Here is a 12,683-nt window from a genome sequence, read left to right as displayed (position 1 = left end):
GACCAGTACGGTCCGGGGCCTTCGCGTGCGAACAGTGGGGCCGGTTCAGAGACCCGTCGCCGCGCGCAGGGCGTCCACGCGGTCCGTGCGCTCCCAGGTGAAGTCGGGCAGCTCGCGGCCGAAGTGGCCGTACGCCGCCGTCTGGGCGTAGATCGGGCGGAGCAGGTCGAGGTCGCGGATGATCGCGGCCGGGCGGAGGTCGAAGACCTCGGCGATGGCGTTCTCGATCTTCTCGGTGGCCACGGTGGCGGTGCCGAAGGTCTCGACGAACAGGCCCACCGGTTCGGCCTTGCCGATCGCGTACGCGACCTGGACCTCACAGCGCGCGGCGAGACCCGCGGCCACGACGTTCTTGGCGACCCAGCGCATCGCGTACGCCGCAGAGCGGTCGACCTTGGAGGGGTCCTTGCCGGAGAACGCGCCGCCGCCGTGGCGGGCCATGCCGCCGTACGTGTCGATGATGATCTTGCGGCCGGTGAGGCCGGCGTCGCCCATCGGGCCGCCGATCTCGAAGCGTCCGGTCGGGTTGACCAGCAGGCGGTAGCCCTCGGTGTCCAGCTTGATGCCGTCCTCGAGCAGCCCGCTCAGGACGTGCTCGACGACGAACTCGCGGATGTCGGGAGCGAGCAGCGAGTCGAGGTCGATGTCCGACGCGTGCTGCGAGGAGACGACGACCGTGTCGAGGCGGACGGCCTTGTCGCCGTCGTACTCGATGGTGACCTGAGTCTTGCCGTCGGGGCGCAGGTACGGGATCGTCCCGTTCTTGCGGACCTCGGACAGCCGGCGCGAGAGCTGGTGCGCCAGGTGGATCGGCAGCGGCATCAGCTCGGGCGTCTCGTCGCACGCGTAACCGAACATCAGGCCCTGGTCGCCCGCGCCCTGCTTGTCGAGCTCGTCGTCATCGCCTTCGACCCGCGTCTCGTACGCCGTGTCGACACCCTGCGCGATGTCGGGGGACTGCGCGCCGATGGACACCGAGACGCCGCACGAGGCGCCGTCGAAGCCCTTCTTCGAGGAGTCGTACCCGATGTCGAGGATCTTGTTGCGTACGAGCGTGGGAATGTCGGCGTAAGCCTTGGTCGTCACTTCGCCGGCGACGTGCACCAGGCCGGTGGTGATCAAGGTCTCCACGGCGACCCGGGAAGCCGGGTCCTCCCGCAGGAGCGCGTCGAGGATCGTGTCGCTGATCTGGTCAGCGATCTTGTCGGGGTGGCCCTCGGTCACGGACTCCGAGGTGAACAGGCGGCGGGACACATCGCTCCCTGGGGTTGCAGCGGCTGCTGGCTGAGCATTGATGGAACGGACCGGGAGCTGCGCCCGGCGTCGGTCCGGCACCAGTTTATCGGTCGCTTCCGGTCGGCGGACCACGCGTCTCGCTTCTTGGGAGCCCTGTGACCAGCGGCACTGCATTGTGCAGCACGGCCGGGGGCCTCCGCCAGAGGGCGAATGGCCCGATTCCCAGCGGTTCGCGACACCGGGCGTGGCGCACCGAGTATGGCGAGATTTAACCGAGCCGACGTGCCACCAGGTCCCACACCGTGTCGGCGAGGGCCTCCTTGGGGCCGTACGGCACCGGGGTCTCGCCGCCGTCGGCGTCGAGCACGACGGCTTCGTTCTCCTCCGAGCCGAACGTCTTGCGCTCCCCCACCTCGTTGACGACCAGCAGGTCACAGCCCTTGCGGCGGAGCTTGTCCCGGCCGTTGGCGAGGACGTCGTCGGTCTCGGCGGCGAAGCCGACGACCACCTGCCCGGGCCGTCCGCGCCGCTCGGCGGCGAGCTCGGCGAGGATGTCCGGATTACGCACCAGCTCGACCGCGGCCGGCTCCTGCCCGTCCTTCTTCTTGATCTTTCCCGAGGCGTACGCCGCCGGCCGGAAGTCGGCCACCGCGGCCGCCATCACGACCACGTCGGCGTCCGCCGCCGCCTTCAGCACCGCCTCGCGCAGCTGCGTCGCCGTGCCGGCGCGGACCACGTCGGCGCCCGCCGGGTCCGGCAGCCCGGTGTTGGCCTCGACGAGCGTGACCCGGGCGCCGCGCGCGACGGCGGTACGGGCCAGCGCGTAGCCCTGCTTGCCCGAGGAGCGGTTGCCCAGGTAGCGGACCGGGTCGAGCGGTTCGCGCGTACCGCCGGCGCTGATCACCACGTGCCGCCCCGCGAGGTCGGGCTCGGCCACGCCCCGCGCGAGGACGCGCCGGCAGACCTCGAAGATCTCGTCCGGGTCGGGCAGCCGGCCCTTGCCGGTGTCGGTGCCGGTCAGCCGGCCGACCGCGGGCTCGATGACCACCGCGCCCCGGCGGCGCAGGGTGGCGACGTTCTCCCGGGTGGCCGGGTGCTCCCACATCTCGGTGTGCATGGCGGGAGCGAAGACCACCGGACATCGGGCCGTGAGCAGCGTGTTCGTGAGGAGGTCGTCGGCCAGCCCGTGGGCCGCCTTGGCCAGCATGTCGGCGGTGGCCGGGGCCACCACGACGAGGTCGGCGGCCTGCCCGATCCGTACGTGCGGGACCTCGTGGACCGCGTCCCACACCTGCGCCGAGACGGGGTGGCCGGAAAGCGCCGACCAGGTGGCGGCGCCCACGAAGTGGAGCGAGGAATCGGTCGGCACGACCCGTACGTCGTGGCCCGATTCCGTCAGCCGGCGCAGCAGCTCGCACGCCTTGTACGCGGCGATGCCCCCGCTGACTCCCAGCACGACCTTCGGCTTGTCCACTGCGTCTCCCGCTTGCCCGGTTGTCCGACGGTTCACGTCCCTATGACACACCACAGGCCCGGCAGTCTCGCTGCCGGGCCTGTGGTGGAAAAGATTCCTGCGCCTGCTGACTACTGAGCCGGGCCCTCAATGGCCTCGGAGGTCAGCAGACCCGCGTTGATCTCGCGCAGGGCGATCGAGAGCGGCTTCTCGTGGACGTGGGTGTCCACCAGAGGGCCGACGTACTCGAGCAGGCCCTCACCGAGCTGCGAGTAGTACGCGTTGATCTGACGCGCACGCTTCGCCGCGTAGATCACGAGGCTGTACTTCGAGTCCGTGGCCTCGAGCAGCTCGTCGATCGGCGGGTTGATGATGCCCTCGGGCGTGGAAATGGAAGAGGACACGCTCTACCTTCCGATAAGTGAACAGAGATCAAGCAACTTCCATCAAGGCTAGCAGCTCGCGCGCCACGTCCTCGACGGAGGTGTTGACCAGGGTGGTGTCGAACTCCGCCTCCGCGGCGAGTTCGATCTTCGCCGCCTCCAGACGGCGCTCGATCACATCGGGCGCCTCCGTACCGCGGCCGGTCAGCCTGCGGACCAGCTCGTCCCAGCTGGGCGGGGCCAGGAAGACCAGTTGAGCCTCGGGCATCGACTCGCGGACGAGCCGTGCGCCCTGGAGATCGATCTCCAGGAGCACGGGCTCACCCGCTTCGAGCCGGTCGGCCACGGCACGCCGGGGCGTGCCGTACCGGTTGCCGGCGAACTCGGCCCACTCCAGCAGCTCACCGTTGGCGACGAGCTTGTCGAACTCCTCGTCGCTCACGAAGAAGTACTGGACACCGTGGCGCTCGCCGGGTCGCGGCTTGCGTGTGGTGGCCGACACCGAGAGCCATACCTCGGGGTGGACCTTGCGCATATGGGCGACGACCGTGCTCTTGCCGACACCCGAGGGGCCGGAGAGCACGGTCAGCCGCGGACGTACGTCCGGGGGTACGGGGGTCGTCCCCCGGGATGTTGCAGCCATGGATGCGATTATCCAGGTTCTCGGGGGTGCCCGAGAACGTCAGGCGGCTCCGCCGCCGAACTCGCGCTCCAAAGAGGCGATCTGGTTGGAGCCGAGACCGCGCACACGACGGCTCTCGGAGATGCCGAGCCGCTCCATGATCTGCTTGGCACGGACCTTGCCGACGCCTGGCAGAGATTCGAGAAGGGCGGAGACCTTCATCTTGCCGACGACGTCATTCTCCTGTCCCTGCTTGATGACCTCGTGGAGCGAGGCGCCGGAGTGCTTGAGTCGATTCTTGACCTCGGCCCGCTCCCGGCGAGCCGCGGCGGCCTTTTCGAGCGCGGCTGCGCGCTGTTCAGGGGTAAGGGGCGGAAGAGCCACGCCTACGTCACCTCGGATGTCGAACTGTCGGATACGGACCGGTGAGGAACCTTGTCGCCCCACACCAGGCGAGCAACGAACAGCAGGCCGCGAACGACGAGCTGCGCGTTTCTCTCGACGGAGACTAGCGGCCAGGACCGCTCCAGTCAGCGAGAAGCGGCGAAAAGTCCTGGTCAGCCTCTGTCGACTCAGACATACCAGACATACCACCCCGCTTTTCGGTCAGGATTCCGTCAACATGAATCGCCGACCCACCGTCAGGCCGCCGAGACCGCCGCTCTGACCTCGTCCGCGAAGCGAGAAGCGGACTCACGCAGTCCGGCTACGTCGGGGCCGAAGCGCAGTACGCCGCGGCTCACACTCGGTACGACGTTGCCGACGGCCGGCCCGAAGACGCCGGGGAGATCGGCGGGCGTCGCGCCCTGCGCGCCGATGCCCGGAGCCAGCAGCGGACCGTTGATGGCGAGGTCGACGCCCGCGTCGCCGAGCGTCGCGCCGACCACGGCGCCGACCGACCCGAGCGGCTCGGCGCCCTCGTTCTCGGCCGCCATGTGGTCGAGCATGAGCTGGGCGAGCGAGCGCCCGCCGGCCGCGGTGGCGCGCTGGACCTCGGCGCCCTCCGGATTGGACGTGAGCGCGAGGACGAACACGCCGCAGCCGTTGATCACGGCCGCGTCCAGCGCCGGACGCAGCGAGCCGAAGCCGAGGTACGGCGAGACGGTGACCGCGTCCGAGAAGAGCGGCGAGCCCTGGTGGAGGTACGTCTCGGCGTACGCGCCCATGGTGGAGCCGATGTCGCCGCGCTTGGCGTCCATCAGCACCAGCGCGCCGGCCGCCCTGGCCTCCTCGACGGCCTTCTCCAGCACGGCGATGCCGCGCGAGCCGAAGCGCTCGAAGAACGCCGACTGCGGCTTGAGCACGGCGACCCGGTCGGCCAGCGCCTCTACGACGGTGCGGGTGAACGCCTCCAGGCCCTTGACGTCGTCGCTCAGGCCCCAGGCGCTCAGCAGCGACGCGTGCGGGTCGATGCCGACGCACAGCGGACCGCGGGTGTCCATGGCGCGGCGCAGACGGGCGCCGAAGGGTTCGACGGTCGGTTCGGTGGCGGCGCTCACTTGGCGGTCTCCCGGGTCTCGGCGCCGACCGCGTCGGCGAGGGTGGCGTACGGGCTGTTCGCGAGGCGTTCCGCGAGGCCCCGGTGGATCGCGCGGGCCCAGAACGGGCCCTCGTAGATGAAGGCGCTGTAGCCCTGGACGAGCGTGGCGCCCGCCAGGATCCGCTGCCAGGCGTCGTCGGCGTTCTCGATGCCGCCGACCCCGATCAGGGTGATCCGGTCGCCCACGCGGGCGTACAGGCGGCGCAGGACCTCCAGGGAGCGCGCTTTGACGGGCGCTCCGGACAGTCCGCCGGTCTCCTTGACCAGGGCCGGGTCGGACTTCAGGCCGAGGCCCTCGCGGGCGATGGTGGTGTTGGTGGCGATGATGCCGTCGAGGCCGAGCTCCAGCGCCAGGTCGGCGACGGCGTCCACGTCCTCGTCCGCCAGGTCGGGTGCGATCTTGACCAGCAGCGGTACGCGGCGGCCGGTGACCGTACGGTCGACGGCCTCGCGCACGGCGGTCAGCAGCGGGCGCAGCGACTCGGTGGCCTGGAGGTTGCGCAGGCCGGGGGTGTTCGGGGACGAGACGTTGACGACGAGGTAGTCGGCGTGGGCGGCGAGGCGCTCGGTGGAGGCGACGTAGTCGGCGACGGCCTCCTCCTCCGGAACGATCTTGGTCTTGCCGATGTTGACGCCGACGACCGTCCTGAAGACGGGGTTACGGGCCGCCAGGCGGGCCGCCACGGCCTCGGAACCCTCGTTGTTGAAGCCCATGCGATTGATGAGCGCGCGGTCCTTCACGAGGCGGAAGAGGCGCTTCTTGGGGTTGCCGGGCTGCGGCTGGGCGGTGACCGTACCGATCTCGATGTGGTCGAAGCCGAGCATCGACATCCCGTCGATGGCGACCGCGTTCTTGTCGAAACCGGCGGCGAGGCCGAACGGGCCGTGCATCCGCAGGCCCAGCGCCTCGGTGCGCAGCGTGGTGTGGCGGGGCGCGAGGAGTGCGGCGACGAAGGTGCGCAGGACCGGGACGCGGGCGGCGAGGCGGATCCAGCGGAAGGCCATGTAGTGGGCCCGTTCGGCGTCCATGCGCTTGAAGACGAGGGTGAAGAAGAGTGTGTACACGGTGCGTTCCTCGGGAGGCTCGGCTGCGGGCTGGGCTCACGAAGAGGGGGACACCGCGACCGGTGTCCCCCTCCTGGGCCGCTAGACCTCGCGGGCCGCGGTCAGGTGTCGCGCGTGTTCCTGGAGGGAACGCACGCCCACGTCGCCGTGGGTGAGCGCGTCGATGCCCTGGACGGCGGCCGCGAGGGCCTGGACCGTCGTGAGGCACGGGACGCTGCGCGCCACGGCGGCCGTACGGATCTCGTAGCCGTCGAGGCGGCCGCCCGTGCCGTACGGCGTGTTGACGATGAGGTCGACCTCGCCGTCGTGGATGAGCTGGACGATCGTCCGCTCGCCCTGCGGGCCCTGGCCCTCGCTCTGCTTGCGTACGACGGTGGCGTTGATGCCGTTGCGCTTGAGCACCTCGGCCGTGCCGGAGGTGGCGAGCAGCTCGAAGCCGTGGGCGACGAGTTCGCGCGCCGGGAAGATCATCGAGCGCTTGTCCCGGTTGGCGACCGAGATGAACGCCCGGCCCTTCGTCGGCAGCGGGCCGTACGCGCCGGCCTGCGACTTGGCGTACGCCGTGCCGAAGACCGAGTCGATGCCCATGACCTCACCGGTCGAGCGCATCTCCGGGCCGAGGACGGTGTCCACGCCACGGCCCTGGATGTCGCGGAAGCGGCTCCACGGCATCACGGCCTCCTTGACGGAGATCGGCGCGTCGAGCGGCAGCGTGCCGCCGTCGCCGGTCTTCGGCAGCATGCCCTCCGCGCGCAGCTCGGCGATGGTCGCGCCCAGCGAGATGCGGGCGGCGGCCTTCGCGAGCGGCACTGCGGTCGCCTTGGAGGTGAACGGGACGGTGCGCGAGGCGCGCGGGTTGGCTTCGAGGACGTACAGGATGTCCCCGGCCATGGCGAACTGGATGTTGATCAGTCCGCGTACGCCGACGCCCTTGGCGATGGCCTCGGTGGAGATCCGCAGCCGCTTGATGTCGAAGCCGCCGAGGGTGATCGGGGGCAGCGCGCAGGCGGAGTCGCCGGAGTGGATGCCGGCTTCCTCGATGTGCTCCATGACGCCGCCGAGGTAGAGCTCGGTGCCGTCGTACAGCGCGTCGACGTCGATCTCGATCGCGTCGTCGAGGAAGCGGTCGACGAGGACCGGGCGGGTGGGGCTGATCTCGGTGGACTCCGCGATGTACGAGGACAGGCGCGTCTCGTCGTACACGATCTCCATGCCGCGTCCGCCGAGCACGTACGACGGGCGTACCAGGACCGGGTAGCCGATCTCGTCGGCGATGGCCTTGGCCTCGTCGAAGGTCGTCGCGGTGCCGTGCTTGGGGGCCGGGAGGCCGGCCTCGGCGAGCACGCGGCCGAACGCGCCGCGGTCCTCGGCGGCGTGGATGGCCTCCGGCGGGGTGCCGACCACCGGTACGCCGTTGTCCTTGAGCGCCTGGGCGAGACCCAGCGGGGTCTGGCCGCCGAGCTGCACGACGACGCCGGCGACCGGGCCCGCGAGGGTCTCGGCGTGGACGATCTCCAGCACGTCCTCGAGCGTCAGCGGCTCGAAGTACAGGCGGTCGGAGGTGTCGTAGTCGGTGGAGACGGTCTCCGGGTTGCAGTTGACCATCACGGTCTCGTAGCCCGCGTCGCTGAGCGCGAAGGAGGCGTGGACGCAGGAGTAGTCGAACTCGATGCCCTGGCCGATGCGGTTCGGGCCGGAGCCCAGGATGATCACGGCGGGCTTCTCGCGGGGCGCGACCTCGGACTCCTCGTCGTACGAGGAGTAGAAGTACGGCGTCTTCGCGGCGAACTCGGCGGCGCAGGTGTCGACCGTCTTGTAGACCGGGCGCACGCCGAGCGCGTGCCGGACCTCGCGTACGACGTCCTCGCGCAGGCCGCGGATGCCGGCGATCTGGGCGTCGGAGAAGCCGTGGCGCTTGGCCTCGGCGAGCAGCTCGGGGTCGAGCCTCTCGGCGGCGGCGAGGTCGTCCGCGTGCTCCTTGATCAGGAACATCTGGTCGACGAACCACGGGTCGATCTTCGTGGCGTCGAAGATCTCCTCGGGGGTGGCACCGGCCCGGATGGCCTGCATGACGGTGTTGATGCGGCCGTCCGTGGGGACCTTGGCGATCTCCAGGAGGTCGGCCTTGTCGCCCGGCTCGCCGGTGAAGGCGAACTGGCTGCCCTTCTTCTCCAGCGAGCGCAGGGCCTTCTGGAGCGCCTCGGTGAAGTTGCGGCCGATGGCCATGGCCTCGCCCACCGACTTCATGGTGGTGGTGAGGGTGGCGTCGGCGAGCGGGAACTTCTCGAACGCGAAGCGGGGCACCTTGACGACGACGTAGTCGAGCGTGGGCTCGAAGGACGCCGGGGTCTTCTCGGTGATGTCGTTCGGGATCTCGTCGAGCGTGTAGCCCACGGCGAGACGGGCGGCGATCTTCGCGATCGGGAAGCCGGTCGCCTTGGAGGCCAGTGCGGACGAACGCGAGACGCGCGGGTTCATCTCGATGACGATGATCCGGCCGTCGTCGGGGTTGACGGCGAACTGGATGTTGCAGCCGCCGGTGTCGACGCCGACCTCGCGGATGATCGCGATGCCGACGTCGCGCAGCCGCTGGTACTCGCGGTCGGTCAGCGTCATCGCCGGGGCGACGGTGATGGAGTCGCCGGTGTGCACGCCCATCGGGTCGAAGTTCTCGATGGAGCAGACGACCACGACGTTGTCGTTCTTGTCGCGCATCAGCTCCAGCTCGTACTCCTTCCAGCCGAGGATGGACTCCTCCAGGAGCACCTCGGTGGTCGGCGAGAGCGTGAGGCCCTGTCCGGCGATGCGGCGCAGCTCGTCCTCGTTGTGGGCGAAGCCGGAGCCGGCGCCGCCCATGGTGAAGGAGGGGCGGACGACGACGGGGTAGCCGCCGAGCGTGTCGACGCCCGCGAGGACGTCGTCCATGGAGTGGCAGATGACCGAGCGGGCGGACTCGCCGTAACCGATCTTGGCCTTGACGGCCGCCACGACGCCCTTGAAGAGGTCGCGGTCCTCGCCCTTGTGGATGGCCTCGACGTTGGCGCCGATGAGCTCGACGCCGTACTTCTCCAGCACACCCTGCTCGTGCATGGAGATCGCGGTGTTGAGCGCGGTCTGGCCGCCGAGGGTCGGCAGCAGCGCGTCGGGGCGCTCCTTGGCGATGATCTTCTCGACGAACTCCGGGGTGATCGGCTCGACGTACGTGGCGTCGGCGATCTCCGGGTCGGTCATGATCGTCGCCGGGTTGGAGTTGACCAGGATGACGCGCAGGCCCTCGGCCTTGAGGACGCGGCAGGCCTGCGTGCCGGAGTAGTCGAACTCCGCGGCCTGGCCGATGACGATCGGACCGGAGCCGATGACCAGGACGGACTGGATATCGGTGCGCTTAGGCACGCTGGCCCTCCATGAGCTGTACGAAGCGGTCGAACAGGTACGCGGCGTCGTGCGGGCCCGCTGCTGCTTCGGGGTGGTACTGGACGCTGAACGCGGGCTGGTCGAGGAGCTGGAGGCCCTCGACCACGTCGTCGTTCAGGCAGACGTGGGAAACCTGGGCGCGCCCGTACGGGGTCTCGGAGACCTTGTCGAGCGGGGCGTCGACGGCGAAGCCGTGGTTGTGCGCGGTGACCTCGACCTTGCCGGTCGTGCGGTCCTGCACGGGCTGGTTGATGCCGCGGTGGCCGTACTTCAGCTTGTACGTGCCGAAGCCGAGCGCCCGGCCGAGGATCTGGTTGCCGAAGCAGATGCCGAAGAGCGGTGTCTTGCGGTCCAGGACGGCCTTGACGACGGTGAGGTCGACCGTGGACGGGTCGCCGGGGCCGTTGGAGAGGAAGACTCCGTCGGGGGCGACGGCGTACACCTCCTCGACCGTGGTGGTGGCCGGCAGGACGTGCACCTCTATGCCGCGCTCGGCCATCCGGTGCGGGGTCATGCCCTTGATGCCGAGGTCGATCGCGGCGACGGTGAACTTCTTCTCACCGATGGCGGGGACGACGTACGGCTCGTCGGTGGAGACCTCGGCGGCGAGCGAGGCGCCCACCATCTGGGGGGCCTCCTGCACACGGGCGAGCAGCGTCTGCTCGTCGGCCAGGGCCTCGCCGGAGAAGATGCCGACGCGCATCGCGCCGCGCTCGCGCAGGTGGCGGGTGAGGGCGCGGGTGTCGATGCCGCTGATGCCCACGATGCCCTGCTCGGTGAGCTGCTCGTCGAGCGAGCGGCTGGAGCGCCAGTTGGACGGGATGCGGGCGGGGTCGCGTACGACGTATCCGGCGACCCAGATCTTCTTCGACTCGTCGTCCTCGTCGTTCACACCGGTGTTGCCGACGTGCGGGGCCGTCATGACGACGACCTGGCGGTGGTACGACGGGTCGGTGAGGGTCTCCTGGTAGCCGGTCATGCCGGTGTTGAAAACCGCCTCGCCGAAGGTCTCCCCCACGGCCCCGTAGGCACGGCCGCGGAAGCTGCGGCCGTCCTCCAGGACGAGTACGGCGGGAGCCTTGGCGGCTCCCCGGGTGGAGATCGTCATCGTGCGGTGCCTTCCGTAGAAATACGTGTCATGGAGTTGATGGCCTCGACCCAGGCCGTGTGCTCGGCCGCGCGGTCGGAGCGGAAGCCGGAGTCGATCAGCTTGTCGCCGTGCTGCCAGGTGACGACCAGCAGGCCGCCCTCGGCGAGGACCTTGCCCGCGATGCCCTTGTCGAGCCGCGCCTCGCGGAGCTGCCCGGCCGGTACGAAGAAGTCGGCCGCCCCGGGGCGTACGACGTCCAGTCCCGCGTCGGTCAGGGTCAGCTCGGCGCGGCTGCGCGTGCCGAGGCCGTGGGCCACGATCCGGTCGAGCCACTGCCCGGCGGTCGTGGAGCCGTGGTACCGGCCGCTCATGCTCAGCTTCGCCTCACCCGGCGCGTCGGGCGCGGTGGGGAGCTCCGGCAGGTCGGACTGGAGGACGGCGCGCCACTTCCAGCCCTGGCGCATCAGCCAGTACACGAGCGCGATGAAGAGCAGCAGCCCGACGACCCAGCCGATGCGGGCGGCCCAGTCGGTCACTTCGGCCGACTTGCGCTCCGCGGCGACGGCGCCTGCGGCCAGATGGATGAGAGGTGTCACGCCAGATTCCCGTCGACGACCGTTGCGCGGCCCCGCAGCCAGGTGTGGGTGACGCGTCCCGGCAGCTCACGGCCCTCGTAGGGGGTGTTGCGGCTGCGGGAGGCGAAGCCCGAGGGGTCCACGGCTCCACGGTAAGCCGGATCGACCAGCGTGAGGTTGGCGGGCTCGCCTGCCGAGACGGGACGGCCGTGGCCCTCCAGGCGTCCGATGGCCGCCGGGCGGAACGACATGCGGTCCGCGACGCCCGCCCAGTCGAGGAGGCCGCTGTCGACCATCGTCTGCTGGACGACGGACAGGGCGGTCTCCAGACCGACCATGCCCATGGCGGCCGCGGCCCACTCGCAGTCCTTGTCCTCGTGCGGGTGCGGGGCGTGGTCGGTGGCGACGCAGTCGATGGTGCCGTCGGCGAGCGCCTCGCGCAGGGCCATGACGTCGGCCTCGGTGCGCAGCGGCGGGTTCACCTTGTAGACCGGGTTGTACGTGCGGACCAGCTCGTCCGTGAGCAGGAGATGGTGCGGGGTGACCTCGGCGGTGACGTTCCAGCCCTTGGACTTGGCCCAGCGGACGATCTCCACCGAGCCGGCCGTGGACAGGTGGCAGATGTGGACGCGCGAGCCGACGTGGGCGGCGAGGAGGACGTCGCGGGCGATGATCGACTCCTCTGCGACGGCCGGCCAGCCGCCGAGACCCAGCTCGGAGGAGACGACGCCCTCGTTCATCTGGGCGCCCTCGGTGAGGCGGGGCTCCTGGGCGTGCTGGGCCACGACGCCGTCGAAGGCCTTCACGTACTCCAGCGCGCGGCGCATGATCACGGCGTCGTCGACGCACTTGCCGTCGTCGGAGAAGACCTTCACCCCGGCGGCCGAGTCGTGCATGGCGCCGAGCTCGGCGAGCTTCTTGCCCTCCAGGCCGACGGTGACGGCGCCGACGGGCTGCACGTCGCAGTAGCCCGACTCCTTGCCGAGGCGCCAGACCTGCTCGACGACGCCGGCGGTGTCGGCGACCGGGAAGGTGTTGGCCATCGCGTGCACGGCGGTGAAGCCGCCGACGGCGGCGGCCTTCGTACCGGTCAGGACGGTCTCGGAGTCCTCGCGGCCCGGCTCGCGCAGGTGGGTGTGCAGGTCGACGAGGCCGGGCAGCAGGATCTTGCCCTCGGCCTCGACGACGGTCGCGCCCTCGGCGCTCAGGCCGGTTCCGACCGCCTCGATGCTCTCGCCGTCGATCAGGACGTCCTGCGGCTCGCCGCCCAGTACCTTCGCACCGCGGATCAGGATCTTGCTCATC

At 70.3% G+C, this 12,683-nt stretch carries 11 protein-coding genes; all 11 read right to left on the bottom strand.

What is annotated here, in order from left to right; all coding sequences use genetic code 11:
* Positions 1–45: 45 nt before the first annotated feature.
* The 11 genes from metK to IE185_RS06260 all read right to left on the bottom strand — a co-directional run bounded on the left by metK (position 46) and on the right by IE185_RS06260 (position 12,682).
* The gene (metK, locus tag IE185_RS06310) at positions 46–1,254 is read right to left on the bottom strand and encodes a methionine adenosyltransferase (RefSeq protein ID WP_138894945.1); all 1,209 of its coding nucleotides are present in this window, start codon (positions 1,252–1,254) and stop codon (positions 46–48) included.
* A 250-nt stretch (positions 1,255–1,504) separates the two neighbouring features.
* Positions 1,505–2,710: a bifunctional phosphopantothenoylcysteine decarboxylase/phosphopantothenate--cysteine ligase CoaBC gene (gene coaBC / locus IE185_RS06305; RefSeq protein ID WP_138894946.1), complete on the bottom strand. Its 1,206-nt coding sequence runs from the start codon at positions 2,708–2,710 to the stop codon at positions 1,505–1,507.
* A gap of 110 nt (positions 2,711–2,820) precedes the next feature.
* A complete protein-coding gene (gene rpoZ, locus IE185_RS06300) occupies positions 2,821–3,093 on the bottom strand; it encodes a DNA-directed RNA polymerase subunit omega (protein WP_028814064.1) in 273 nt (90 codons plus the stop codon).
* A gap of 28 nt (positions 3,094–3,121) precedes the next feature.
* Positions 3,122–3,715, bottom strand: coding sequence for a guanylate kinase (gene gmk, locus IE185_RS06295; protein ID WP_069929716.1), 594 nt, complete (start codon positions 3,713–3,715; stop codon positions 3,122–3,124).
* Positions 3,716–3,754: 39 nt separating this feature from the next.
* On the bottom strand, positions 3,755–4,078 hold the full coding sequence (locus tag IE185_RS06290; RefSeq protein WP_028814066.1) for an integration host factor: 324 nt from the start codon (positions 4,076–4,078) through the stop codon (positions 3,755–3,757).
* Between the two features lie 257 nt (positions 4,079–4,335).
* Positions 4,336–5,193, bottom strand: a complete 858-nt coding sequence (pyrF, locus tag IE185_RS06285; protein ID WP_268246656.1) for an orotidine-5'-phosphate decarboxylase — start codon at positions 5,191–5,193, stop codon at positions 4,336–4,338.
* A complete protein-coding gene (locus tag IE185_RS06280) occupies positions 5,190–6,299 on the bottom strand; it encodes a quinone-dependent dihydroorotate dehydrogenase (RefSeq protein WP_138894947.1) in 1,110 nt (369 codons plus the stop codon). The genes pyrF and IE185_RS06280 overlap by 4 nt, the downstream gene beginning before the upstream one ends.
* Before the next feature lie 81 nt (positions 6,300–6,380).
* Positions 6,381–9,692 carry a carbamoyl-phosphate synthase large subunit gene (gene carB, locus IE185_RS06275; RefSeq protein ID WP_138894948.1) on the bottom strand — a complete coding sequence of 1,104 codons (3,312 nt, stop codon included), beginning with the start codon at positions 9,690–9,692 and terminating at the stop codon, positions 6,381–6,383.
* Positions 9,685–10,821: a glutamine-hydrolyzing carbamoyl-phosphate synthase small subunit gene (carA, locus tag IE185_RS06270; RefSeq protein ID WP_138894949.1), complete on the bottom strand. Its 1,137-nt coding sequence runs from the start codon at positions 10,819–10,821 to the stop codon at positions 9,685–9,687. The genes carB and carA overlap by 8 nt, the downstream gene beginning before the upstream one ends.
* Positions 10,818–11,399 carry a PH-like domain-containing protein gene (locus IE185_RS06265; RefSeq protein WP_138894950.1) on the bottom strand — a complete coding sequence of 194 codons (582 nt, stop codon included), beginning with the start codon at positions 11,397–11,399 and terminating at the stop codon, positions 10,818–10,820. Before IE185_RS06265 ends, carA begins: the two co-directional genes overlap by 4 nt.
* Positions 11,396–12,682: a dihydroorotase gene (locus IE185_RS06260; protein ID WP_138894951.1), complete on the bottom strand. Its 1,287-nt coding sequence runs from the start codon at positions 12,680–12,682 to the stop codon at positions 11,396–11,398. Before IE185_RS06260 ends, IE185_RS06265 begins: the two co-directional genes overlap by 4 nt.
* Position 12,683 lies beyond the last annotated feature (1 nt).

It is taken from the genome of Streptomyces chryseus (genome assembly GCF_014650755.1).
GTDB classification, from domain to species: Bacteria; Actinomycetota; Actinomycetes; order Streptomycetales; family Streptomycetaceae; genus Streptomyces; species Streptomyces chryseus.
The sequence above is the reverse complement of the archived record's forward strand: the minus strand, read 5'-3'. Positions and strand labels throughout refer to the sequence as shown.

Coding starts and splice junctions, on each gene's coding strand:
- gmk (WP_069929716.1), bottom strand. CDS start 3,715: ATGGCTGCAACATCCCGGGGGACGACCCCCGTACCCCCGGACGTACGT.
- carA (WP_138894949.1), bottom strand. CDS start 10,821: ATGACGATCTCCACCCGGGGAGCCGCCAAGGCTCCCGCCGTACTCGTC.
- IE185_RS06260 (WP_138894951.1), bottom strand. CDS start 12,682: ATGAGCAAGATCCTGATCCGCGGTGCGAAGGTACTGGGCGGCGAGCCG.